General features: G+C 46.2%; 20 protein-coding genes. 17 read left to right on the forward strand and 3 right to left on the reverse strand.

The annotated features are described in order from the left end of the window. The first annotated feature begins 32 nt into the window (after positions 1-32). The 3 genes from GKS34_RS15420 (at position 33) to GKS34_RS15430 (ending at position 3,662) form a co-directional block, all read left to right on the forward strand. Positions 33-1,370, forward strand: a complete 1,338-nt coding sequence (locus tag GKS34_RS15420) for an aminotransferase class V-fold PLP-dependent enzyme (RefSeq protein WP_163385877.1) — start codon at positions 33-35, stop codon at positions 1,368-1,370. Between the two features lie 437 nt (positions 1,371-1,807). Further along, complete coding sequence (locus tag GKS34_RS15425) at positions 1,808-2,470, forward strand: hypothetical protein (protein ID WP_163385878.1); 663 nt, start codon at positions 1,808-1,810, stop codon at positions 2,468-2,470. Between the two features lie 31 nt (positions 2,471-2,501). Then, positions 2,502-3,662 (forward strand): serine hydrolase domain-containing protein, encoded by a 1,161-nt coding sequence (locus tag GKS34_RS15430; RefSeq protein WP_163385879.1) that lies wholly within the window; start codon positions 2,502-2,504, stop codon positions 3,660-3,662. Between the two features lie 317 nt (positions 3,663-3,979). On the opposite strand, the gene GKS34_RS15435 is transcribed toward GKS34_RS15430, so the two are convergent. Next, positions 3,980-4,177 carry a hypothetical protein gene (locus GKS34_RS15435; protein WP_163385880.1) on the reverse strand — a complete coding sequence of 66 codons (198 nt, stop codon included), beginning with the start codon at positions 4,175-4,177 and terminating at the stop codon, positions 3,980-3,982. Between the two features lie 66 nt (positions 4,178-4,243). Here GKS34_RS15435 and GKS34_RS15440 point away from each other — a divergent pair, with 66 nt between their 5' ends. The 6 genes from GKS34_RS15440 (at position 4,244) to GKS34_RS15465 (ending at position 11,846) form a co-directional block, all read left to right on the forward strand. Continuing rightward, the gene (locus GKS34_RS15440) at positions 4,244-5,797 is read left to right on the forward strand and encodes a sulfatase (RefSeq protein WP_163385881.1); all 1,554 of its coding nucleotides are present in this window, start codon (positions 4,244-4,246) and stop codon (positions 5,795-5,797) included. Positions 5,798-5,878: 81 nt separating this feature from the next. Continuing rightward, the gene (locus tag GKS34_RS15445; RefSeq protein WP_163385882.1) at positions 5,879-6,043 is read left to right on the forward strand and encodes a hypothetical protein; all 165 of its coding nucleotides are present in this window, start codon (positions 5,879-5,881) and stop codon (positions 6,041-6,043) included. Between the two features lie 505 nt (positions 6,044-6,548). Then, positions 6,549-7,487, forward strand: coding sequence for an NAD-dependent epimerase/dehydratase family protein (locus GKS34_RS15450; protein ID WP_163385883.1), 939 nt, complete (start codon positions 6,549-6,551; stop codon positions 7,485-7,487). Between the two features lie 412 nt (positions 7,488-7,899). Next, on the forward strand, positions 7,900-9,339 hold the full coding sequence (locus GKS34_RS15455; protein ID WP_163385884.1) for a pectate lyase: 1,440 nt from the start codon (positions 7,900-7,902) through the stop codon (positions 9,337-9,339). Positions 9,340-9,731: 392 nt separating this feature from the next. After that, complete coding sequence (locus GKS34_RS15460) at positions 9,732-10,931, forward strand: Gfo/Idh/MocA family protein (RefSeq protein WP_163385885.1); 1,200 nt, start codon at positions 9,732-9,734, stop codon at positions 10,929-10,931. 159 nt (positions 10,932-11,090) lie between these two features. Beyond that, complete coding sequence (locus tag GKS34_RS15465; protein WP_163385886.1) at positions 11,091-11,846, forward strand: DUF5995 family protein; 756 nt, start codon at positions 11,091-11,093, stop codon at positions 11,844-11,846. A 135-nt stretch (positions 11,847-11,981) separates the two neighbouring features. Here GKS34_RS15465 and GKS34_RS15470 read toward each other — a convergent pair whose 3' ends face one another. Next, a complete protein-coding gene (locus GKS34_RS15470; protein ID WP_163385887.1) occupies positions 11,982-12,596 on the reverse strand; it encodes a DUF2911 domain-containing protein in 615 nt (204 codons plus the stop codon). Positions 12,597-12,803: 207 nt separating this feature from the next. On the opposite strand from GKS34_RS15470, the gene GKS34_RS15475 reads away from it, so the two are divergent. The 8 genes from GKS34_RS15475 to GKS34_RS23460 all read left to right on the forward strand — a co-directional run bounded on the left by GKS34_RS15475 (position 12,804) and on the right by GKS34_RS23460 (position 23,521). Next, positions 12,804-15,269 (forward strand): TonB-dependent receptor, encoded by a 2,466-nt coding sequence (locus tag GKS34_RS15475; protein ID WP_163385888.1) that lies wholly within the window; start codon positions 12,804-12,806, stop codon positions 15,267-15,269. A 16-nt stretch (positions 15,270-15,285) separates the two neighbouring features. Further along, on the forward strand, positions 15,286-16,578 hold the full coding sequence (locus GKS34_RS15480) for a PepSY-associated TM helix domain-containing protein (RefSeq protein ID WP_163385889.1): 1,293 nt from the start codon (positions 15,286-15,288) through the stop codon (positions 16,576-16,578). 194 nt (positions 16,579-16,772) lie between these two features. Further along, entirely contained in the window at positions 16,773-17,009 is a 237-nt protein-coding gene (locus GKS34_RS23765) for a (4Fe-4S)-binding protein (protein ID WP_353960099.1), read from the forward strand. Next, complete coding sequence (locus GKS34_RS15490; RefSeq protein ID WP_163385890.1) at positions 17,006-17,932, forward strand: DUF5996 family protein; 927 nt, start codon at positions 17,006-17,008, stop codon at positions 17,930-17,932. The genes GKS34_RS23765 and GKS34_RS15490 overlap by 4 nt, the downstream gene beginning before the upstream one ends. A 197-nt stretch (positions 17,933-18,129) precedes the next feature. Further along, the gene (locus GKS34_RS15495; RefSeq protein ID WP_163385891.1) at positions 18,130-18,528 is read left to right on the forward strand and encodes a hypothetical protein; all 399 of its coding nucleotides are present in this window, start codon (positions 18,130-18,132) and stop codon (positions 18,526-18,528) included. A gap of 68 nt (positions 18,529-18,596) precedes the next feature. Continuing rightward, positions 18,597-21,086, forward strand: a complete 2,490-nt coding sequence (locus GKS34_RS15500) for a YbcC family protein (protein ID WP_163385892.1) — start codon at positions 18,597-18,599, stop codon at positions 21,084-21,086. Positions 21,087-21,090: 4 nt separating this feature from the next. Next, positions 21,091-22,968, forward strand: coding sequence for a proton-conducting transporter transmembrane domain-containing protein (locus GKS34_RS15505; RefSeq protein WP_163385893.1), 1,878 nt, complete (start codon positions 21,091-21,093; stop codon positions 22,966-22,968). 124 nt (positions 22,969-23,092) lie between these two features. Then, positions 23,093-23,521 carry a hypothetical protein gene (locus GKS34_RS23460; protein ID WP_240459318.1) on the forward strand — a complete coding sequence of 143 codons (429 nt, stop codon included), beginning with the start codon at positions 23,093-23,095 and terminating at the stop codon, positions 23,519-23,521. A gap of 289 nt (positions 23,522-23,810) precedes the next feature. Here the strand turns inward: GKS34_RS23460 and GKS34_RS15515 are convergent, their stop codons facing one another. Next, entirely contained in the window at positions 23,811-25,796 is a 1,986-nt protein-coding gene (locus GKS34_RS15515; protein WP_240459319.1) for a plastocyanin/azurin family copper-binding protein, read from the reverse strand. Positions 25,797-25,932: the final 136 nt, after the last annotated feature.

Genomic DNA, 25,932 nt, shown 5'->3' on the forward strand with positions numbered 1-25,932 from the left:
ATATTTCCTAACCACTAATAGAATCTTTTGAAATGAGTACAAAATCCGATAGACGTTCTTTTTTGAAAAATGCCACGCTTCTGGCGGGCGGAGCTTTTTCGGCCCAAAGTATTTTCAACCAGGCCTATGGAGCTATTTTCGAGGATTTATCTGCCAAATACAATGCTTTTTCACCCAGTGAATTGGCAGTTCAGGAAGATTATTGGTCAACGATACAACAGGCCTATTCTGCCAGCTCCGCCCCTGTGCTCAACCTCAACAATGGGGGGGTGTCCCCCTCTCCGATGCTGGTACAGCAGGCGGTGGAAAGGTACAACCAGCTTTCTAATCAGGGGCCTTCCTATTATATGTGGCGAATTTTAGACCAGGGAAGAGAGCCCCTAAGGGAACGGCTCGCTGCTTTGGCTGGAGCAGACCCTGAAGAAATCGCCATCAACCGTAATGCCACGGAAGCCTTAAACACCGTAATTTACGGTTTGGATTTGTCCAGTGGAGACGAGGTAATCGGTTGCCATTATGATTATGGCAATATGATGCAAGCCTGGCGGCAAAGACAGGAGCGGGAAGGAATCGTGTATAAGCAACTTGACTTTGAGTTTCCTATAGAGGATGATGATTTCATCGTGCAGGCTTACAAGGAGGCCATCACCGATAAGACCAAAATCATCCATGTCACCCACGTGATCAACTGGATAGGGCAGATCATGCCGGTACAGAAGATTTGCCGCATGGCCCACGAGCACGGGATCGAAGTAATCGTGGATGGCGCCCATTCCTTCGGACTATTGGATTTTAAGATCCCCGATCTGGAAGGGGATTATTTTGGCACTTCCCTTCACAAGTACCTTTCGGCGCCCATAGGTAGCGGGATGCTGTGGATCAAGAAGGAAAAGATCAGCAAGGTCTGGCCACTGCTCTGCAACGGGCAGCCGAAGAGTGAAAACATCCGTAAATTTGAAAGCCTGGGAACGAGAAGCTTTCCCATTGAACAAGGCATCGGCGAAGCACTTAATTTCCATAATGGCATCGGTGCAAAACGCAAGGAGGAAAGGGTACGATACCTCAAGAACTATTGGGCCGAAAAAGCCCTGAAAATACCAGGAGTAAAGGTACATACCTCCCTGAAAGCCCCCTACAGTTGTGCCATAGCCGGGGTATCGGTTGCCGGAATGACGCCCAAAGATTTGGAAACCAATCTTTTTTCCCGGTTTCAAATTCATACCGTCGCCATTCCGTACCGAAGCCTGAGCTGTGTGAGGGTTTCTCCTCATGTGTACACGCGCCCCTCGGACCTGGACAAATTTGTACGGGCCCTGGGAATATTGGCAGCAGAACATGCAACACAAAATATGGAAGAAAAGGGAGCCTAAAGCACAATAGAAAGAAAAAACATGCCCGATATGCTGCCGGAGCACCAAGCAAAGGACCAGTCAGGTTTGCGTGCCGGGATATGGGCAGGCATGGGTGACAAAAGACCAGTTGACAAGGGCTTATTTGTTACTAACGCAGGACTTCCTGGCCTGAATTTGGGAAAATGGTACTCATAAGCAAATTTTTGACCCCTCCTAAACAAGGTGCAGTTGAGGCGATCAATTTTCTACGCTTTTTTAAATAAAATTAGGTGTCGTCAAGCGCATTTGAAAAAATGTGATTAAATTAGGTTTAACGAATCAAGGTCTGAAAATTGACTAATTATGGGGCTTTAATTTTTTGCGCGTCTGACGTTCACTACCGAAACACCCCCTAAATAGCCACGGGAAATCGAGTCTGTTAATTTATTGAATCATTCATCAAAAAATTAGCTGAAATGAAAACAAAAGGCAACGCCATGGGCACAATAGGATTTGTGATAAAGTTAGGTCTAATATTCCTGGTGCTACTTTCCGCCTCTGAGGCTATTGCGCAGGAACCTACCCCGAAGGAGAGGCACCTTTTGCTCTCTGTGTTCAACTCGGGTACACAACTTCCCGGCAACTTTATTACCTTGCCGATACATCCCGGAGTATCTGCGGGGATCGAATTTGCTCATAACCGAAGTACAATTAACCGCTGGTTTCAAACTGCTAAACTAGGCCTACTGCATCATCAGTATTCGCAAACCGCCGTCCAACTTTATTCCGAGGCAGGATTCAGACGTTTCGTTTGGCGAGGTCTATCTGCCGAATTTCGTGTAGGGATCGGCTATTTGCACTCCTTTACAGACGTTCCTATATTCAAGCTTAATTCCGAAGGTACCTACAGGCAGGTTTCAAAGTTTGGTCGCCCCCAGTTTATGGCAAGCGGTGCATTTGGTATGGGATATACTTTTTTAAAGTCAGCTCACCCGTGGAGACTGCAGGTGGATTATCAGTTTTATGTGCAAACTCCCTTTATCAACGAATATGTACCCTTACTGCCCGTAAACGTATTGCATTTAGGAGGTACCATCCCATTTTCGGTTTTCAATAAAAAAAATCCGGCAAACAATTGATTTTTTTTATCCATCCAGAATTTCAAACACTATGAAAAACGCACCTGTAACATTCGCCGTTCTGCTGTTGCTTTCCTGCCAAGATATTGATTTAGGCCCAACTACCTCCTGTATACCAACCGTACCTCCAGCACATCCAAAATCCATGGTATATCAGAACATTTTGGACACGTTCTCGGCAAAAGGTCTCCCGGGTATCTCCATCCTCATCCGGGATGATGCAGGCACTTGGTGGGGATCTTCAGGAAAAGCAGATATTTTAGAGAACATAGACATGAATACTTGCACTGTCTCCAAGGCAGCCAGCATCACAAAAACATTTGTTGCGGCGCTCACCATGATGCTCGCAGAAGAAGGCTTTTTCGATCTTGATGATCCCCTTGAGAAATGGCTCCCGGAGCAGGTGCTAAATAAAGTTGCAAATATACGTGCGTGTACGATACGTCAACTAATGAACCATACAACGGGTATCCCGGATTTGATTGACAATGATGACTTTTACCTCGGAGTACTGAACGACCCTGACCGGAAATGGAAGCCCGAAGAACTCATTCCTTATGTGTATGGCGTTGCTCCGATTTTCCAGCCTAGCGAAAATGTCTCTTATTCCAATACAAACTACTTGTTACTTGCCATGGTCATCAACAAAGCTACTGGCAAAAACCACGCATATTTATTGAGAGAGCGCGTCATTCTCCCCCTTAACTTGGGAAACACCTTTTATTACTGGCATGACAACATGCAAACAGTAGCGCAGGGATACTTTGATCTGTTCAACAATGGATCAATATTGAACGTCACAAACTACAATACCGGCAGCGGAAACGGATATGGAGGTTTGTATTCCAACGTATTTGACTTGCAAACATTTATTGAAACCCTTGTCAGAGAGCGAGCGCTGCTATCAGAGGCCAGTTTGGGACAGATGCTCACTTTTACCAAAGAGGAATCGGGAGCGAACCGGGCAAATGGACTAGGTATTTTTAAAGATTTCCTCGAACGTCCGGCTGACCAGTTTGCCTATGGCCACCGAGGCAGGGACCTGGGATATACCGCCGATATGTTTTGGTTTCCCAATCAAGATTATACGCTAACCTATCTTATCAACTACGGGACTGACGCCAACAGCAGTCTGCGACCCGTTTTTTTTGAATTCAGGACAGCCATTGTGGATGCCATCATGGAAAATTGAGAACCCGTTGCTGCTTAGCCTTCTCATATTAGATTTCTGTCTATGCTGAATGGGCCAGTTGGAGTAAAGCTCATTATGATGAATCAGATGATGCGTCATTCGAAAGGAATTCGCCAATTCTCCGAATTTTACGTTAAAATGAAAATGTCATCTCAGTAGTTACCCTTCCTGATATCAAAATCCGCAATCCAAGAGAAAAGAAATCACGATTGACCAAAGAATAATCGCTCAAAAGCTCTCCAATAATGGAGCACTGAAACTTCAACTTAACACCAAGAAAACCCCCAGCAATATTTAAAATAAGAGCCGTTCCCCTCCTATTCATTATCATACCCATCCAGGTCATCGTCTTTCATCGCCCGGAAGCTGGTAATTAATGCAACTTTATCCGATGCGGAACAGGCTCCCTGAACTCCAATGCAGCTTGCTTCCCACGCACTACTTCCTGACTTGATATCTCTTTCCCGGCGGGAACTACCCTCCCAATTAATTCCTTTTTGCTTCTTGCTAAGCATAGTTGAGTTGCATTGCTTATCATTTTAATCTACCTTACCTTAACCAAAAACCCACGAAAAGCTCCCATGAGAACCTTATCCCCAACCAGCCTTTCCAAGTTGGCAACATTGGTCCTGCTGCTCCATGCCTGCAGCCCACCAGAGGAAACAACGGAAGCGAAGCAAAACATTTTGTTTATCGCAGTAGACGATATGAATGATTGGGCGGGATTTTTGGCCGGACACAGCGGTATGAAAATCCATACGCCTAATATCGATCGGCTTGCCACTGTTTCCATGGTATTTACCAATGCCCACACCCCTGCTCCAGCCTGTGCGCCCACACGCGCGGCGATTCTTACCGGGGTACACCATGCGCGCTCAGGAGCAGAAAATGTGTATTGGGGTGATGGCCCGAAATGGCGGGAATTCGAGGCATTAAAAGGAGTAGTAACCCTGGAGCAATTCTTTCAGAAAAATGACTATAAAACACTGGGCGCGGGCAAAATTTACCACAGCCAGGCACCTCCCTGGACGCCGACCAGCCAGGTTGAACCGGCAAACTGGGATTTTTACTACCCCAGTCCCTATATTTCCCACCCCTTCCAAATCCGAGCCCCGGACGAAGTCATCTATCCCGAGGACGTGGACAACGAAAACCGGCCCGGCGGCGGGGCAGACGGATGGTGGACCTGGGGTGCCATCCCCGTTCCGGATGAAAAAATGGCCGACTACCACATCGTAGACTGGGCAAGTTACCAACTCCAACAGCCACACGAAAAGCCTTTCTTCCTGGCTGCGGGTATGTGGAAACCCCACGATCCCTGGGAGGTTCCCCAAAAATACTTCGATATGTATCCATTGGAAGACATTGTCCTGCCCGAGCGGCGAAAAGACGACCTGGAAGATGCCTTCGATCATGGCCGCCGCTATATCATGGAATGGGTGCTGGAAAACGAGCAATGGGAAAAAATCATCCAGTCCTACGCCGCCTCCGTCACGTTTTCCGATGCCATGGTGGGCCGCTTGCTGGATGCCCTGGAACAATCGGCCTATGCCGATAACACCATCGTGGTGTTGTGGTCCGACCATGGTATGCACATGGGCGAAAAAGACAACATTGAAAAATTCACCCTATGGGAACGGTCCACGCGGGTGCCGCTGCTCATTTCCGTTCCCGGTATGGAGCAGGCAGGCAGCCGCTGTGACCAACCCGTGAGCCTTATGGACCTGTACCCTACCCTGGTGGAGCTGACCGGCTTTGAGCAGCCTCCCCACCTGGACGGAGAAAGCCTGCTGCCCCAACTAAACGACCCCAGTACCGAGAGGGCTCCGGTCATATCCAGTTATAAATTTCCCAACCCCAAACCCAATGGGGTCACGGGTCATGCCGTGAGAAGCATGCGGTACCGCTACATTTACTATCCGGAGATCAACCTGGAAGAGCTTTATGATCATGCGAATGATCCCAATGAGTGGGATAACATTGCCTATAAAAAAGAAAACCGGCAGGTCATCGAAGAACACCGAAATGTGCTGCTGGACATGTTGCCTGAATTGACCTGGAAAGAAGGTCCCCCGGAGGGCTATTCCATCGACAGCAACGGATTGGTAAAGAAGAATAACTTTGAATCGTTTTAAAAGCCAAAATGGATCAGATTCCCTGTTGGTAAAAAATTGGCGGTGAATGCGTGGAACGTTTTTTGCCAACCCGCAAAAACGATGGTAAAGGCGGTTTCTTTTAATCATGGTTCCGTTACTAACATTCTGCATCAATTTTCCATCAATCTGACGGGTAAACAACTCAACCAGCTGGGTGCCGAAGCCCGTGCGTTTAGCTTTTTCTACCGCAGGTTTGCCCACCCCATTATCACTGATTTTAACTAATTAAAAATCTTCCTTCAGAAAATAATTCCAATCATTGGGAAAGTATTTTACCCCTTTCGCCCTAAGCCTGGGCAGTGGAAACGTTGAATTAATTAAATTATCGGAGGCATCAAAAATGGATCCTACAAATAATGGAGTGGATGAGCACCCATGTGCAAAAAGGCGGGAGCGTCACTACTGATGGAAGTCACCTATCCCAATATGATGATGCTGAAGGCTATTTCCACGGATTGATAATATTTATAAAAGACGTCGATCAAGGTGATTTTAATTGATATGAATGTAAAACTGGTTTGGAGGAGCAATCCAATTCAATACCCAACAGCAACCGAAAAAAATAACCAACTGAAATAACAAGAATTAAAACGGGAAAGCCAATGACCGAACCAATTTGGCATCAAAACAAATTAATTAGTCATGAAATCGAGCATGACGAGAACGTCACACAGTGGGATGATTATCGTAGCGAGATTCCATGTGACCTTTAAAAAACAATTATAAACACATGAAAAAAGTAGGCATCATCGGAGGTTCAGGCTTTATTGGAAGCTACAACACTCAAAAGTTCTTAAATGAAGGATACAAGGTAAAAGTATCAGCCACAGACCTTTCCAAAAAAGAAAAGTATGAACATCTACTCAGCCTCAAAAATGCTGAGAATCTGGAAATCGTTCAACTTGATGTCGAAAATAAGCAAGAGCTTATGGATTTTCTTAAAGACTGTGAAGTGGTAATTCATGGAGGAACCCCCTTCCAATTGGATGTGAAAGACCTTCAGAAAGACCTGTTTGACCCGACCATCAAGGGAACGGAAAATTTTCTTGAAGCAGTTCTTAAGATTCCCGGAATTGAAAAAGTCATTTTTATTGCATCTGTTGCTGCTTACAACACCAACTTTCCATTTTTACCTGCAGGAAAAACTGAAGGAGACCAAATCACTGAAAATGATCAACCTTTTATGAGCGAAGAAGGCATTCCTTATGCCCAAGCAAAGTTTATCGCCAATCAGACCGTCAATAAATTCATCGCTGACCACCCCAAGCTAAGTTTTGAAATTACCTCTGTTTCGCCTGTGGGAGTAATGGGGAAATCACTCTCTAACAGACAAGATTCTACCTCAACGGGAATACAATTTCTGTTTAAAAATAAAATTGCGCCCAACCCATTCATACAAATGATCTATGACGTGGATGTTTTGTGGGCACTGGTAGATGTAGAAGATGTTGCCGAGGCGATTTACAAAGCGGCTATAATCAAAAACATACATGGGAAAAACTATCTCTTGTCAGGGGAAAGTTACAGGGTTTCAGATGTTACAATGATGCTCAACAATCAACCTCCGGTAGGAAAACCTGAAATCGTTTATAGTTCAGAATTGGCAATAAAGGATTTGGGAATAGGCTTTAAACCAGTAAGCATCCCCTTGAATAATTATTCCTCATAAAAACCGTGACGGAAGAAAGAGAAAAAACCATCAAAGAGTTTGTGAAAAGGGACGACTAATCCATTTCTCCCGGTCCCGACCCTTTTCGGTAAGACGCTTTTCCGTTTACGTTGAACAACCGGGCTTTTTGACGATCAACCGATCTCATCCGATTTCCAGACTTGGGGGCAAAAAACCCCAATGGGCACCGTAAAAAAGAGCGCCCAGGTGCAAATCCTGAAAAGCGACCGATACGGAGAATACAGCTTATGCCGGCTAACATCACCCGAACACGCACCCGCAAGAAATGGAACGATCGTTCTAATACAGGCAGCGTAGAAAAATCAAAGCGAGTAATGCCATTTTGGCCGGATTTACGTATTTTCAAACAGCAAAATCCGTACTACCTGTTTTCAACAACAACCCCATATAAATGATATTCTACCGGAAGGAATTGATGATTTACGCGATCGTTTTTGGTTTGCTGCCGACTGTATTGTCGATTTCTGCGCAGGCCCAACTGCCCGTATCCGGGCGGAACGACTTAGTACAGCGGACTGATGCGGCCTTGAAAAAAGGACTGGCATTTTTTCACTCTCTGAATACCGAAGGAGGCTATGTCTACTACGTAACTCCTGACTTATCGATGCGGTGGGGAGAAAGTCCTGCGGATACGCATACCATTGAGGTTCAGCCTCCGGGTACCCCCGCCGTAGGCCAATCCTTTTTGCGTGCCTATCGGGTCACTTCCGACACTCAGGCATTGGCATTCGCCAAAGAGGCAGCACATGCATTGATTCGGGGACAAAACAAACACGGCGGATGGGATCATACGATCGATTTTACTAATTTGAACAACGAAGTAGTAAGTTTCGACGATAATCAAAGCCAATCGGCCGTTAGCTTTTTGATGGCGTTGGATCAGCTAGTAGACGATCCTCTGTTGACTGCGGCCACCCAAAAAGCGATACACATGATGCTAAAAACCCAGCTGGACAATGGGGGTTGGCCTCACAAGTACCCCGAACAAGGGAATTACCACGATTACGCCACTTTCAATGATGGCGGGATTAACGATTGCATTCGCGTCATGCTGGAGGCCTACCGGTACTACCCGGGGGACGAGGCAATTGAAAAAAGTCTGCGCAAGGCTGCCCGGTTCCTGATGATCTCCCAACTGCCCCCACCCCAACCGGGTTGGGCGCAACAGTACAACGAGTATCTTCAGCCGGCTTGGGCACGCACCTTCGAACCACCAGCGGTATGCCCGACCGTTACCGTCAAGAACATCAATACCCTGATTGATTTGTACCTCATTCTCGGTACCGAGACCTTGCTGGAACCCATTCCTGATGCCTTGCGATGGGTTCGGGAAGTAAGGATGGAAAACGGCATGTGGGCCCGCTTTATAGAACTCGGAACAAACAAAGCACTTTACTACGATAGACCCCGAATTCGTGTAGAAAGACTGGAGGATCTACACCCAGAGCGCCGAACCGGATATGCGTATCAGACAGACCTGCAAGTACCCCTTGAGAAAAGTATACTCCGGTATGAAAAAGCCCTTGAAATGGGCAACGAAGCATTGTGGAAAGCAGAACAGTACATTGACTCAAAAGAAGCATTGGTGCGGCGTATAGAGGATATTACCGGGGATGTGGTGCGCATACTGGACGAACAAGAAGAATCCGGAGCCTGGGTAACAAAAAACGATCGATTTAAAAAGAATATGCCACGAGGGGAACGCTGGAATGGCCAATACCTTACCATGGATCGCATAAGCAGTAGCGTTTTTAATAAAAATGTAGCCACGCTGAGTGAATTCCTGGAATTGAACAATCAACTAGAAAAATTTTCGGAAATGACCAATTAAGGGGAATTTGGAAGAATTCCTGCCTGCGAAAAGCCCGCGTACTTTTTGGGATGTGAGTCCGATGGGGTGACCGATAGATTTCCTTGCCCTAATGCGGTAGGGGCCATGGGCTAGCTGCTGTGATTCCCAGCAGGAACAACACCGGAAATTCTACAGGTAAGAAGCAACGCACCTTTCGTGCCTGGAAAGAAGCATATAAACCTCGCGCTGGGCTTTTGTTTCGGCGCCGGTACGGGGTGGTAACCCGGATTTCGGCATAGAGCTGCGGCAGCCCGATACTTTTAAATCCACCGAAATTCTGCTAGCTTCGCATCATTCGGTTGGTCGTGACCCAAAATCATTTGGCCGCCGAGTACACCAGTAGAAAAAACTGCTAAAAATCGCTGTACCAGATGATGAAAAAAACACTGGGAATAGGAATGGTCGGTGCTCGTTATGGGGCACGCATGCATTTGGCAAACTACCGAAACCTACCACCCGGACTGGTGGAAGTCAGAGGTGTTTGTTCCCTGACCGAGGAAAGTGCCTCCGCTTTTGCCCGGGATGCAGGGATTTCCTTTTCAACGACTGATTTGAATCGTTTGCTCGCGCGGGAAGACATCGACATCATCGACATTTGCACGCCTCCGGCTTCCCATCACGAGATCGCCATCAAAGCTGCCGAAGCAGGGAAGCACCTGATCATGGAAAAACCGCTAACCGGTTACTTTGGCGAGCCAGGAGACCCCGAACCCATCGGACTGCGGGTTCCTCGTGCGAAAATGAGAGCCGGAGCGCGAAGGAATGCGGAAGCGGTGCGCGATGCCGTACGGGCAAACAAGGTGATCTTCTGCTATGCCGAAAATTGGGTATATGCGCCACCCATTGTCAAAATGCGTCGATTGATCGCTGCCTCCAGTGGCTCCATTCTTGAGCTTCGGGCAGAAGAAAATCACTCTGGGTCGAATTCTGTGTTTTCCAAAGAATGGAAATACATGGGAGGAGGAGCATTGCTCAGAATGGGCGCGCATGCAGTGGGTGCCTGCCTCTACCTCAAACAATGGGAAGGCGAACAGCGGAGGGGAAAACGAATACTCCCGGTTTCGGTAATGGCCGATACCGCAGACCTGATCCATACCGAGGCCTCCGATCGGGCAAGAAAAGCGCAGGCGCATCAGTGGATAAGTTCCGATCCAACGGATGTGGAAAACTGGGCCAATGTGGTAATTCGCTTCGATGACGGATCCCGGGCCACCGTACTGGTCAGTGACGTGGGCTTAGGAGGGCTCAACACACGCGTCACGGCCTACATGACCGACGGGCTCATCAAGGCCAACATGACGGCCAACGACGTGATCGAAACCTATGCGGTAGATCCGGCTACTTTTGCAAGTGAGAATTTTACTGAAAAACTGGAAACCAAAGCGGGATGGAACCGGCCCAGCTGTGACGAAGACTGGTTTCGCGGATTTTCTACCGAGATCGCAGATTTCATACAGGCCATTGGGGAGCGCCGGGAGCCACTTGCCGGCATTGATTTGGCTGTAGACTGCGTGAACGTCATCTATGCAGCCTACCAATCGGCGGAAGAAGGCCGCACCATTCAGCTTTAGCAAACCTGCCTATGCTGTTGATTTGCGTATTAATCCCGAGGCCGGTTTCGCGTTCCGGCATGCCCTGCCCAGGGATTTTTACTCGGATGGGCAGCGCGAGGAAGCCTGACCCTGACTGCTTTAGTAAGTATTAGTAAGTATACGAATACCTGAAACACCATGCCCAATCCCACCACCATTCAAGAGGTCCTGAAGGAGCTGGATCACATCATCGAGGAGAGTATCGCAAGCAATAGCCGCATTGGTTTGTTTGCCTACGTTTACCGGCGTACGACCGATGAGATCGCTACCGAAATCGCCCAGGGAAATTTTGAGGACAACGAACGGCTCGAAAAATTTGACGTGGTATTTGCCCGGCTATACCTGGATGCGTATGAGGCGTATAAAAACAATCGGGAAGTCAGCGGCGCCTGGGCCTATGCCTTTGACCAGGTGGACAAGCCCCTGACAATCGTTCAACATGTTATGTTGGGAATGAATGCGCATATCAACCTGGATCTCGCTGTGGCAGCGGCAAAGGTAATGTCTGGTCAGGAAATCCATGCCCTTGAAAATGATTTCAATAAAGTGAACGATATTCTTTTTCAGATCACCAATGAGTTGCAGGACCGCCTCAGCCGGGTATCGCCTTTAATGTTTATGCTCGACGTAATAGGTAAAAACAAAGACGAAAAGGTGATCAACTTTAGTATGCGCAAAGCTCGTCAACAATCGTGGAATGCAGCACAGCGCCTATGGTCATTGGGAGAGGAGGAACGAAAACGTGCCAAAAATAGGATAGATTGGATGGTACTGCTACTTAGCAAACACATTAGGTCACCAAAATCACTGACCGTATGGTTGTTTCTTAAAATTATTCAAGCGTTTGAAACGAAAGAAGTCAGCGTCGTCATTTCCAAACTTAGAGCAGATTAATCCGGAAAGGCAAAGGAGTGAGTAGGGTCTCTTTAGAACTATTCTTCACAAAAAAACCTCCGCTTGGAGGTTTTTTTGGTCATTTTTCTGTTCAAATTCCATTGAAAAAAAGTGCCCAAATGCGGCACCTTTCTGTTAATTAAATGCAGCCTTGAAGGACTCCATTTTCTGGTCCACCTGAGTGTCCACCTTAAATGAAAACATTACATCATCCCATTCAAACACCACCTCTGCGACTTTATTATCTGCGGCCGATATGGTATAAGAAAGTCTTTCCTTTTGCTTTCCGGTCAATAACGGACTCACGCTGATGGCAACCGCATCGTCTTTCGACAGCGCGGCAGTATCTACGGTATCACCCTCCATGTAAGCGTAAATAGCATTTCCCTTACTGTTGAAGTGAAGGGTCCAATCTCCTGAAACGGCGGGGGTAATGAATACAGTGTATTTTCCAGGACCCAGCGTTGTGCCCCCAACGCTGACTGCGGTGCTGAATTCAATGGTCGTCGGAGCATTGGCCCCCGCTCTCCAGGGAACACCATAGGGAACGAGGTCTCCGAATACCATCCTGCCTTTTACGCCCGGGGAAGAATAGTCAATGCTGATAGTAGTAAAACCCACGTTTTGTGATACAGAAGCTGCCGGACTGGGAGCAGGGGCCTGAATCTGAGCATGGGATTGGTAAAAGGCTGAAAAAACCAGCATAATGGTAAACGCTGTCGCCACTGTAAGGAATCTCGAATTTTTCATATAATGGAGTGTTTTAAGGGTTCGAAGCACGAAAGATACAAAAGGCCAGGCAATATCCCGTGTTCAGTCGATAGAATATTGGCATCGGATTATTAGGTAATAAAAGTCATAGAAAAAATCAATCTAGATTTAGTCTAAATAACTTTTACAAATCGGTTCTAAGTAGCATTTTTGTTTTTGTTTAAAGTCAATCTAAATAAAAATACTATGAAAAGATATCTACTTCTCCTGTTTTCTTTACCCCTATTATTGCCGGTAAACGTCCTGACGGCACAAACAGGCAGTCTTAGCGGGGCAATAACCACCACTTCAGACGAACCTGTTCCCTATGCAACGGTTGTTTTGGATGGTACCACCCGAGGAGGGATTTCGGATGCTGATGGTCGTTTTTTTATTGACAATCTGGAACCCGGTTCGTTTACCTTGCTGGTTTCTTCCATAGGCTATGAAACACAGCGCAGGGAAATTTTTATTTCTGCCAGCCGGCAAACCGAGCTAAAAGTAGTTTTAAGCCAAGGGCTGATCGGTTTGCAAACCGTGGAAATAACCGGCAGGAGAGAAATAGGGTATGACAATAAACAGACCTTTTCTGCTACCAAAACAGCCTCTTTAATTAAAGATGTCCCTTCAACGATCAATTTTGTTACCAAAGAACTAATGCTAGATCAGGTAGCCTTTACAGTCAATGACGTAGTAAAAAACGTAGCCGGCGTAAATCAGTTTAGCTTTTACAACGATATCTCCATTCGGGGATTCCGGGTGCAGGGACAACGAAATTCAGGCACCTTATTGAACGGCATGCGGACGTTTACCAGCTTTTGGAAACCCCAACTGGTTCCTCATATTGAGCGGGTGGAGGTGATTAAAGGTCCTGCTTCTGCCCTGTTTGGCAATGCATCCCCAGGCGGATCCATCAATCGCGTAACCAAAAAACCACTTGCAGAATCCCGAAAATCCATATCCACCACCGTCGGTAGCTTCAATACCCTCCGAACCCTTGCCGATTTTACAGGTACCATGTCGGAAGATGAAAAACTGCTTTACCGCCTTAATATCGGGTTTGAAAATACCGACGGGTTCAGGGACCTGCAATTCAGCAGAAACCTGGTAATTGCCCCTTCCTTCGCCTTTCTTCCATCGGATAATACCAGCTTGAATTTTGATATCGTCTATCAGGACTCAAAGGGCAGATTAGATAGAGGACAAGCCGCCTTCGGAAATCGGGACCTGTTCTCCACGCCCATTACGACTTCGTTGAGTGCCATCAACGATTACCTGGATGAAACCACGATCAATGCCACGGTTTCTTTACGCCATCAATTTTCTCAGGTAATAAGCTTTAATAGCAGCTACCAATTGTCGAGTTACAACGAAGACCTGCTGGAACATCGTACTTCCAATCGGTTTGCTTCCCTTGGAGACGGCTCATTTGATGAAACCAAAGTGGCAATGCGTGTCTTTATTCGTAAGCGATCATGGAATAATAACTCTCTAAACAATTACCTAAACGTGGATTACAAATTGGGAGGCATAGGCAATACCCTATTAGTTGGTCACGATTATTTCAGGCAGGAACAACTTCCCGGTGGATCTCAACTCGAGGCAAGATCCTACTTGTTGCAGAATGGCTCGGCGACGAACGTTTACAATCCGGCCAATGCTGCCAATTACGTGCTGGACGCAGATGGAAATCCAGCCACCAACGTAGCCCATTTTGACCTCAACTCCCCTACTTCCAACGGAATGCGGGACATGAGCAAATATGTATATGACCAACGAACGTTCAATCAATTTTTGCAACAATCACATGGTATTTATATTCAAAACCAGTCAGAAATTGGTCCCTTGAAAGTTTTACTGGGACTTCGACAGGAATATTTCACCGATTACCTGAATTACAACAGCCCCGATGAGGCGACGGTGGATCAGCAGGCAGTATTGCCTCGAATAGGATTGGTCTACAGCATCCACCCTACAACCAACCTGTACGGAACATGGGTTCAGGGATACCAGCCACAAACCGCCGCTGACTTTATCAACCCGGAGGCCGGCGGACCTTTTGATCCCCTTACCAGCGAAATGGTGGAGTTTGGTTCCAAATCAGAGTTGTTTAATAATCGGTTAAGCGCAACCCTGTCCTTTTACCAAATAGTAGAGCGAGGTGGGTTGTACAATGCAAACGACCCGAACAATCCAGAAAGACTGATCCAATTGGGGGAAGAGGAATCTAAAGGCGTTGAATTGAATGTAAGCGGGAATATTTTACCAAGCTGGTCCGTCGTCGCTGGCTATGCCTTTAACGAGGCAACGATCACGCAGGCAGATGAGGAAGAAGTAATCGGCCGGCAAAAACCAAACGCGCCCCGTAACACAGCAAACCTCTGGACGAAATACCTTTTTGAAAAGGGCTCTTTCAAAGACCTGGGGATTGGATTGGGCTATAATTATGTATCCGATCGGTTTGGTTCCATTGTTTCGGCCGATCAACCTGACGTATTCCCGTCCTACGGAATAGTTGACGCGGCTGTGTACTATAAATTGAACAAAGTACAGTTCCAGATAAATATCAATAACGTATTCGACCAAACGCATTGGGTAGGCGGATACGATGTGATCCGTGCATTTCCGGGAAGTCCCCGAACCATTATGACTACCGTTTCCTATATCTTTTAAGCAACGACGATTAAAAGTGAAGCTGAATAAAAAAACGCTTTTTCAGATCCATAGCTGGATAGGTATCAAGTTGAGCATACTGTTTTTTATTGTATGCTTTTCAGGTACCCTTGCTACCCTGAGCAATGAGATGGATTGGCTTTTTTATCCGGGCATACGTGCTTCGGGTTCCGGGGAAAGGGTTTCGTATAATAAAATGGTGGATGAAGTCCAGAAAACCTACCCTAATGGGTCCATCACCTACTGGGTGATGCCCAAAGAGCCGTATTTAAATGACATTGTTTATGTCAATAAGGATGGGCAGCGGCACTATGTATTTGTGGATCCCTATTCAGGGCAGGTAAAAGGTACAACTACGGTTACCTTTCAGCGGTTTTTCCGTGATTTTCATTATTACCTTTTCATGCCTTTTTACCAGATCGGCTATTTCATGGTTTTGGTATTTGCCTTTTTACTAGCTATATCTTTAACTACCGCCCTGATTTTCTACAAAAAATGGTGGCGAAAACTCTTTGAACTAAAGAGCAGCAATGGAAAACTCGTACTCTTCCGCAGTCTGCACCGGCTTGTGGGGCTTTGGGCCATTCCCTTTCTTCTGGTGTTCTCCCTGACAGGCATTTGGTACTTTGTGGAGCGCACCAATCTGGGTGGAGTTTCCGATACCTCCAACCCGGTTGCCCCAACATTGGAAAATGAAAAGTCTGGAATTGCAGAGACGGTTCCTTTGTCCTACCATTTGGATTACGACAAAGCTGCTCAAATGGCTCAGGAGGCCATCCCCGGATTACAGATAAAAGGAATTGTCCCGACTAACCAAGCCAGCAATCCGGTTTATATCCGAGGAACAAGCCATGTCCCCCTGGTAAGGAACAGAGCCAATCGGGTTTACCTGGATCCTTTATCCTATCAGCCGGTAATGGTGCAAAAAGCAGAAGAGATCCCCTTGGTGATGTATTTTAATGACATTGCTGATCCCATTCATTTTGGCAATTGGGGAGGTTTGGCCACCAAAATCACCTGGTTTTTCGGCGGGTTGGCACTTTCCGGGCTTGTTCTTTCAGGTATCTGGATCGCACTTAAGCGACAGGTCAAAAAAATGGCAGCAAACCAAATAGCGCCTTTGGGGGCCTGGAAATACATTAACTGGCTGCTGGTACTGGCTATTATCGGTTTTATGTATTATTTTATGATTTTCAGGTATTCGCTATCCTGGGGGCCTCTGGTTCTGGTTGGAACAATTCTCGGATTGACCGTATGCCTTACCTGGTACGTTTTCGTTTACAAGTTGCAGCAGGCGCCGAAAGGATAAAACTCCCTTCCAACCCCGAAATGTTTTTTGAATGTCCCAATAATTCAATAACCTTCATTACAGTTTCTGAAGTCGCATGCGATCAATTTAATGTGCCTGACTTCGCATTGGAATTTCCCCTCGTTTTTGGATCAATCCGCTTTTTGTCCTATCTTCCCTAGTCAGCACAGAGACTTGATTCCTAGAGGTATATGATGTTTGTCTATCATTTAAACGAACTATTTCAAATCACCATCCATTGGGAACCCAATCTCTGTCAACATGCAGGAATTTATGTAATAACACCACCTCAAGTTTATAATCCAAAGGCCTCCCCCGGGATTGCCCTCGAAAACGCCTCCACGGAAGCCTTAAAACCCAAATCAATGCCTGCCCTTCGGGAGCACTGCGCTTTACCCTCAACAAAAAACGTTAAAAACGGAAACTTATGAAATCAAAAGATACTACGATGGCATGGCCCATTTTGGATTTCGGAGAAATCCAGGACACTTTAGAAACGCTTCACCAGTGGATTCAAATTGTAGGGAAAATTCGCCTACAAACCATGCCCTGGCAAAATCACTCCTGGCATACGACCTTGTACCTGAGTCCTCACGGATACACGACCCAGGCCATTCCCTATCAGGACCGGATTTTCCAGATCGACTTTGATTTTGAGCATCACAAGCTATTTATTGATTGCATGCATGAAGAGACCCATTCCATGGATCTTCGCCCGATGACAGTAGCTGATTTCTATGGTGAGCTATTCGAAGCGCTTTCCAGTCTTGGAATTAATGTGAACATTCATGGAAGTCCTAATGAATTAGAACCAGCCATTCCTTTTCAGGAAAACACCCTCAATAAATCGTATGATCCCAAAGCCGCCAACAATCTATGGCAGGCCATGGTAAAGGTGCACGCAGTCTTCAGTAAATTCAGAGGAGAATTTATTGGTAAATGTAGCCCTGTCCACCTGTTTTGGGGAGCTTTTGACCTGGCCGTTACGCGCTTTTCCGGAAAGCCCGCACCTCAGCACCCAGGCGGAGTACCTAATATGTCATTGGACGTAATGCAGGAAGCCTATTCCAAAGAGCTAAGCAGTGCCGGTTTTTGGCCTGGATCGAAAGATTTTCCTTCACCCGCTTTTTATTCCTATGCCTATCCGGCAGATCCGCTTTTTGGCGAACAAGAAGTCCTTCCGTCAGAAGCGTTTTACAGTGCAGACATGGGTGAATTTTTTCTTAAGTACGAGGATGTTCAACAATCGGAGGATCCGGAAGGCATGCTTTTGGATTTTCTGCAGAGCACCTACAGGGCCGCTGCGATCACCTCAAAATGGGATCGGGGCGCATTGGAAAAGAATGCTGGTTGATCCAAAAATTGCAATTGGCAATGATTCGGCAATTTATCTGTCCTGCGCTGCTTTGCCAGCGATTTTAAATGGACACCAGATCCTTATGTGACGAAAATCACCACCAATTCATGCGGCCTGGTTTACTTTTACTTTTCGAATAAAAAGAAAACTTGCCCGAACTTATTTAATTTACTTTTGGATTTTAACGTTTAGCGATGTCCAACAAACTTCAAAAAGAGACAAATTATTGGAAATTCCCTGTGCACGGAACTTTCATGAGTCTGCTTTTTTTAGTTTTCTTAGGTTTCCAACTAACTAGCAAGGTGGTGGAAGGCGGAGGCGTTTCACATCCAACCGAGGTTTCTGCCGCTGATCCGCAGAAAACCTCCGGAAAAACAGCGGATTTCTTTGTTGAGGAAGCCGAAGAAAAAGAGGAAGAGAATCAGGAAGAAAAATCTTCTAAACGTTCCCTGGGTACCGGAAGTACCCCATTTGGATTCCATGGACTGAAACCGTTCTTGATTGTAAAATCCTTTGTTAGTCCTGCCATTGGTATTTATCCCAAGATATCCTTATACCTGCTTTTTCAAAACCTCCGGTTAGACCTGTCCTAAAAGAAAGTCGAAAACTGATTTTTTATCAGTACATTTAATCTACTCTTCTACCTTTATTTCCGTTACTTATGGCGCATCGCGTGTCATCGGGCATGGATCATGTCATCCACGAATTGGCCCATTACCTTCCTGCACAATCGCCGCTAAAGGATTTTGTGCATCACAATACTTTGCATGCATTCCAGCGGTTGCCTTTTCATGAAGCCTTGCATGAAGCCGCAGAAAACTTCGGTTTCAAAGTCTATTGGAACCTTGAAAAATACCGGGCGCAGTTTCACGAAAAGAAAATCAATGCCGAAATTCTGAGGAGGGTAATCATCGCACACAAAGGTGCAGATGATCTGGCCCATTGGACTAACCGCTTGCTGCATCAACCCCTTTCTGACTATGCCGAACCCCGAGTAGGCCAAATCCGAAAACTATGGAGAAAGGCCTATAACCTCAATTTGGACAAGGAGGTCCATCAAACGTTATTTCGATTGGTAAGTTCCTACCTGGATCAGGGAATTGCCATCTGGAAATTCCCTGCCAAAACCAACGGACTTTTAGCAGCTGTCAGGGAATTGGAAAAAAACAGTTACTGTACCTTTATCAAAAGTGAGCGGGCAAGAAAACTCCTCCTGAACACCCATACCCAATTGGAGGATTTGCTGCAGCTATTGGTAGGCAATGACAAATACCATGGCCAGTACCTTTTCGACCAGCAATTTGCCCACCCGGGTTGGTCGGGGATGGTGGCAGTATTGGAGCAAAATGAAAGCAGCCTGCTGGACAAAAGAAAGATTTGTCTCAAAGACCTGATTTTTCTGGAGTGTCTGCTGGAAATCGATGCCTTGGACAGAAGAAGGGGGGATCAATGGGGCGCTTTGGCAGACTGGATTCCGACAGATTTACCCCTTTTATTTGAAAAATCCAGGTATTCGGAATTTTTTGAAGTACATAAATTATGGCAAGAGGCATTGGAATGGACTTATTACGACCAGGTCATCAGGGGACTACAGCTTAGCCACGAGGCAGATTTTAAAAAAACCGCTGCTTTTCAGGCGATGTTTTGCATAGATGACAGGTGTTGTTCCATCCGACGCTATGTGGAACGGTTTGAACCAGAGGCGCAAACCTTCGGTACTGCTGGCTTCTTTAACCTCCCTTTCTACTTTCGGCCCGAACATGGAAAGTTCATGACTAAAGTGTGTCCCGCACCAGTCACGCCCAGACACCTGATCAAAGAAACCGAATCCAAAATCCGACATGAAAAAGATGCCCATTTCAGTAAGCACACCAAGGGGATCTTCGGCGGATGGGCCATCAGTCAGACCATGGGATTTTGGTCCGCGTTGAAAATGGTCAAAAGCATCTTTTTCCCCTCGGAAACACCTGCCATGGTCTCTTCATTCAAGCACATGGACCCTAAAGGTAAACTTAGTGTAGCCTGCAACAATCCAAAAAAGCTACATCAAGGCCTTCAGGTCGGCTTTACCTTAGAAGAGATGGCCGATGCAATTGAAGGCCTGTTGAAAAGTATAGGTTTGGTGAAGGATTTCGCTCCCTTGATCTATATCATCGGCCATGGGGCGAGTTCGGTTAACAATACCCATTATGCCGGATATGACTGTGGAGCTTGTAGCGGACGGTCCGGTTCGGTGAATGCCCGCGTTGCTGCTTCGATTGGGAACAATCCGGAAGTTAGGAAAATGCTTACCGAAAGGGGAATTATTATTCCCGAAACGACTCAATTTGTAGGAGGGCTGCATGACACTACCAAGGATGAAATGGAATTTTATGATGAAGAGCTGCTGCTCAAAGTTAACATACTCTTACACGAAAGAAATAGACAGACCTTCGATACGGCATTGGATTACAATGCCAAAGAAAGGTCCCGAAGATTTCATACTGTCGACTCTAGTCAGGATGCCAGGAAGGTCCATGAAAAGGTGAAAAAAAGAGCCATGTCGCTTTTTGTAACCCGGCCGGAATGGAATCATGCTACGAATGCGCTCTGCGTTATCGGAAAACGGGAAAATAATCGCCATTTGTTTTTAGATAAGCGCGCCTTCCTGAATTCATATGACCACCGCATTGATCCGGAGGGAAGTTACCTGTTTGGCATACTCAAAGCAGTAGCGCCTGTATGCGGAGGAATTAATTTGGAGTATTACTTCTCCAAAGTAGATAACGATAGGTTGGGTGCAGGTAGTAAGCTACCGCATAACGTTATGGGCCTGATCGGTGTAGCCAATGGGATGGATGGGGACTTACGAACAGGATTGCCATTGCAAATGGTCAATATCCACGACCCGCTTCGGATTTTGATCACCGTGGAGCATTATCCCGACGTCGTCCTGAAAACCATCAAAATCCATGAGCAAACCTATGAGTGGTTTTTCAACGATTGGGTTAAGCTGGTTTGCATCCATCCGGATAGCAAAAAGGCCTTTGTTTACAAGGAAGGAGCATTTGCCGAATACCATCCGGTTACACAAACGATCGAAGCCATTCACAACCTGGATGCGCTCCTCGCCAGCACTGCTGAAAACCTGCCCGTTTACCAGATATCTTGATACCATGGAAGATCAAATAATGATTAGTTTTTTCGTCTTGTTGCCATTAGTAGCTTTTCTTTTATCCCTGCTAATTCCAGAAGGTCATGAAACCAGCTTTTCCAGGTTAGCGTTTACATCAGTAAGTTTGCAGCTACTGGGAGTTACGGGCTATATTCTCTATTGGGTTTCCAGTGGAATGCACCCGGTGAATATCCGGGAGTTGGAAATCTACAATAATGGTAATTACCAGTTTTTGCTGGATTTCTATTTTGACACCCTTACAGGGGTTTACCTCTGGGTAGGTGCATTTATTACATTTCTGATAACCCGGTACAGCCGGTTTTACATGCACCTGGAAGAAGGGTACAAGCGGTACTTCAATACCCTGCTCTTTTTCTACCTGGCTTACAACGTTACCGTGGTAGCTGGGAATTTCGAAACCTTATTCATAGGATGGGAAATGCTGGGAATCGCTTCCTTCCTGTTAATCGCTTTTTACCGGGACCGCTATTTACCAGTAAGGAATGCGGTAAAGGTTTTCTCCATCTACCGGATTGGGGATATAGGCATTATCCTCGCTATGTGGGCTAGTCATCATCTATGGCACGAAAACATCACGTTCATCAAATTATTGGATGGGGATCTGGTTTCCGAACAAATGAGCGCTCACGGGGGTATCGGGTTGTTCATTGCTGTTTGTTTGGGAATTGCGGCTGCTGCCAAATCTGCTCAGTTTCCGTTTTCTTCCTGGTTGCCGCGAGCCATGGAAGGTCCGACACCCTCTTCGGCCATATTTTATGGCTCCCTTTCGGTACATTTTGGGGTTTTTCTCCTGCTTCGAACGTTCCCCTTTTGGGAGCATCACCTGATGGCTCGAATATTAATTGCTGGTTTGGGTCTGCTGACAGCCTTGCTTGCCTATCCTATTGCCAGGGTGCAAACGACCATTAAAACCCAGATTGCCTACGCATCCATCGCTCAGATAGGGATCATGTTTATCGAGATAGCCTTAGGGTTACAGACGCTGGTATTGATTCACTTTGCTGGAAATGCCTTCCTCAGAACCTACCAGCTTTTGGTCTCTCCTTCGGTAGTTGCCTATATGATCAGGGATCAGTTTTACCATTTCAAGCCCAAACCAATCCGCCTGGAGGATTCTATCTCCAAAAGATTGGCTTACAGCCTATATATCCTATCTCTCAAAGAATGGAATTTGGATACGATGCTGAACGTGCTGGTCTTCAAACCGATCAAAAGGCTGGGAAGAAAACTTGATTTCCTTACACCCAAAAATCTGTTGCAGTATTTTTTACCCTTCTATCTACTCGGTTTGGTACTGTATTTCAATCAGGGTGTTATTCCTGAAATAATTCAGTACTACATTCCCGGGCTTTTTGGGTTTTTAGGTTTGATGATGGTATTCAAAGCGTTTTCGGAGAGAAATCACCCCAGGTTGGCTTTAATGCTGGTAATGGCCAATCATTTCTGGATAGCCCTGGCAGTGTCCTTTAATGAAACCTTCGATTACAACCAGACCCTGATTTACCTTAGTGGAGTGGTGCTGGCGGGAGGCACGGGATATTGGATATTAAATCGCCTTAGGAAAAAGGAAAAGGATTATTTTGACCTCAATCAATACTATGGGCATGTGTACGAGCATCCCAGACTCGCACTGATTTTTTTACTGGCGGCACTGGGACTGATGGGTTTTCCCATCAGTCCTACCTTCATCGGAGTAGATTTACTATTCAGCCATATCGATGAAAACCAGTACGTCCTGGCGGCATTTAATGCCATCAGCTTCATTTTCGGCGGCATTGCCCTTATCCGGATCTATGCCCGGCTTTTCCTTGGCCCGCATATCAAAAATTATCATACCACCGCTTTAAAATCTTCTTAAAACTAGCATCGGGAAAATCGTCTATTGGAAGTTCCGAAGTCCGGATCAGCCGGACTTCATAAAAAACTGGAAATCAGACCTGGTATCGGGATTTCTGATATTCCTTATTGCATTACCGCTTAGTTTGGGCATCTCCCTGGCCTCCCGCTTTCCACCGATGGCGGGGATTTTTTCCGCGGTCACCGGTGGACTGCTGGTGACCCTCCTGGGAGGTTCTCACCTGAACATCAAAGGACCTGCTGCCGGATTGATCATCATCGCTATCGGGTCCGTTTCCGATTTAGGCCAGGGCGATGCCCTATTGGGATACCGGTTGACCTTAGCGGTTATTGTGGTTGCCATCCCCATGGGGATCTATTTTGACCTGGAACACAAACATAAGTACCTGTTTCTGGATGGACACGAATACAGCATCGGTCCAAAATTTCTGGTTACGTTGCCAGAAAATAGGTTGTCAGCAGTGACCTTTCCTGACTTCTCACAGGTATTGACCATGATTTCAGAAATTGTGAGAAGCTCGGCAAATTTCAACAACGGAGCAAAAACCCCCTAGTCGAATTTCTTCCATAAGGAAAAAGTATTCGGATTGATTTTACAAATGCCAATTTGATAGACCATACGGTGATGGAAAACCTACACCAATACCAGCATGAGTATCAGCACGGTCAAGGGAAATTCACCCTTTGTGGCATGAGCCACTTGCAGCAACGATCCGATCACCATCTGTCTGGCAGGAAAATGCAAAAAATAAAAAATGGAATTCAAAAAAAAGCCCCGAATAATTGGGGCTTTTTTCGTTTTTTCCTGGTTGGATGATTCCAAAGCCACAGCCATGCTCCATTTTATTCGCTTACCCTCATAATCCCCTGCATCACGTAAGCATGTCCTGGAAAGGTACACACATAGGTATAATCTCCAGGAACAGAAGGAGCTTCAAAATAGATGGTTTCAGAAGTTTCCGGGGAAAGAATATTTGTGTGATACAGTACCTTGTCGGAGTTAGGAATATAGTCTTTTTGTGAACCTTCCAATCCCATCTTTAACGCCATCTCTCCTACTTCGATGGCGGTATTGGGCATTACGATCACCAGATTATGCAGCATATCGTCGTTGTTATTGAAAGTGATTTTCACCTTACTGCCTGCCTTCACTTCAAAATTCTCCAAATCGTATTTCAACCCCGGCTTTGTTCCCATCACAATAGTTTGATCAGGTCCGTTTGACCAACCATCTGGCATCACCGTCATTCTTTTTGGGGAATTTTCAGTAGTTGACGGCGCTGATGTGGGGACGTTTGTCTCATTGGATGCAGGACCACTGGTTTTTTGGTGGTCCTGATGCGGGTTGGCGGGTGTTATCTCGATTTCCGAAAGATTCACTTTTTCACCATCCGGAATTTGATTGAGGGTATAATAACCAGCGGCATGCAATAAATCCATACCCGTTTTGGATTTAATCCCCGCTGCATTTATTTCGTGAATATACCCCTCTTTTAGGCCATCTATCACCAACCTTACTGTCATCCCATCCTCAGCAACGATTGCCCCTTTCACCGCAAGCTTCTCCAATTCGATTACGGGACTTCCGTAATTATGGTGGTACTTGTAGTTAAAACTGGATAGTTGATAAGAGTCCGGGTCTTTAGCCACCGATTCATTGACCGGCATGGTGAATTCCAACTCGAACCCGTCCGGTTGTGCTTTTACGGTTTTAATTTCAAAAGGTACCTTACCTGTCCAAACCAACCTTTGTAATCCAAACGGGGCCTTGCCCGTGGAACCCCAGCCTCTGCTCGTCATGCCCACAAATAAGGAAGCATCCTTGCCCCATACCATTCGCAGGATACCGGAAGAAAAACCTTCTCTAAAGGGGAAAGCCACTCCCTGGTAGACGCCGTTTACTTTTTCGAGGTATATCCTTACAATCTTGCTATGCCCCTGATCTCCAACAAAAAGTTGGTCGGTAAAAGGCCCAAATTCTCCTCCGGATTTATCTGCAATTATGGCGGAGGTGGAAATCCCCATAAGCCCGTGAGGAAGCCAAACGGCAGGAGTCTTGAATCCAGGGATATCGGCAGCTACTTTAGACATGGGTTTTCCCGTGTCTGGTATATCTTCGGGTTTCAATTTGACTGGTGATTCTTCCAGATGACTCCAAACCAGGCCTTCCGGATTTCCTACAAAATCGCCCTTCTCTACGTGGGTAATGCGGCCGGATCCCACCCAGTCCCCTTGATTTTCAGTATAAAAAACATCCCCTTCTGCATTGTAGCCAAAGCCTGCAGGAGATCTCATTCCCGATGCTATGGGAGTCATCTTACCATCCGGAGAGACTTTCATCATCCAACCACGCCATTTTGCCAGGCTGGCCCCATGTCCTATCCAACCCAAATTAAGGGTAATGAGCATGTCTCCTTCGGGAGTGAATAAGGGTCCATAGGAATATTCGTGGTAATTTCCCGATAAGGGCCAGGAAACGACCGTCTCGTAAGCATCCGCTTCCCGGTTTCCGCTTTTATCCGTCAATCTGGTAAGCTCGGACCGCTGACTGGTATACAGGCTTCCCTCATGGTAGGCAAGCCCCAGTGGTTCGTGCAACCCGGAAGCAAACCGGCTGAACCGGGGAATCCGCGAACCAGTCATGTAGGGATTTTCAATTAGCCAGACCTCCCCTCTTCGCGTGGCTACTCCCAAACTTCCATCGGGAATGATCGTCATACCCCCCACCTCGAGTTCAATTCCATCAGGAATTGGGATATCTACAATCGTATAATAATCTTCTTCCTGGGCTGGTAAAGCTTCTGGATCAGTCGCATGTTGGGCATGCAAAGAAACCGATAAAAATAAGAAAAACCCAGCTAGTAAGCATCTTAAAAACCCATTCAAATACGGTTTTTGGAGAAAAAAATTCAGTTTAGCATTCCTGATCAACAATCTATTATCATCTAATTTCATATGTTTATTT

Origin of the sequence: Cyclobacterium jeungdonense (genome assembly GCF_010994275.1) — a bacterium.
Lineage (GTDB): Bacteria > Bacteroidota > Bacteroidia > Cytophagales > Cyclobacteriaceae > Cyclobacterium > Cyclobacterium jeungdonense.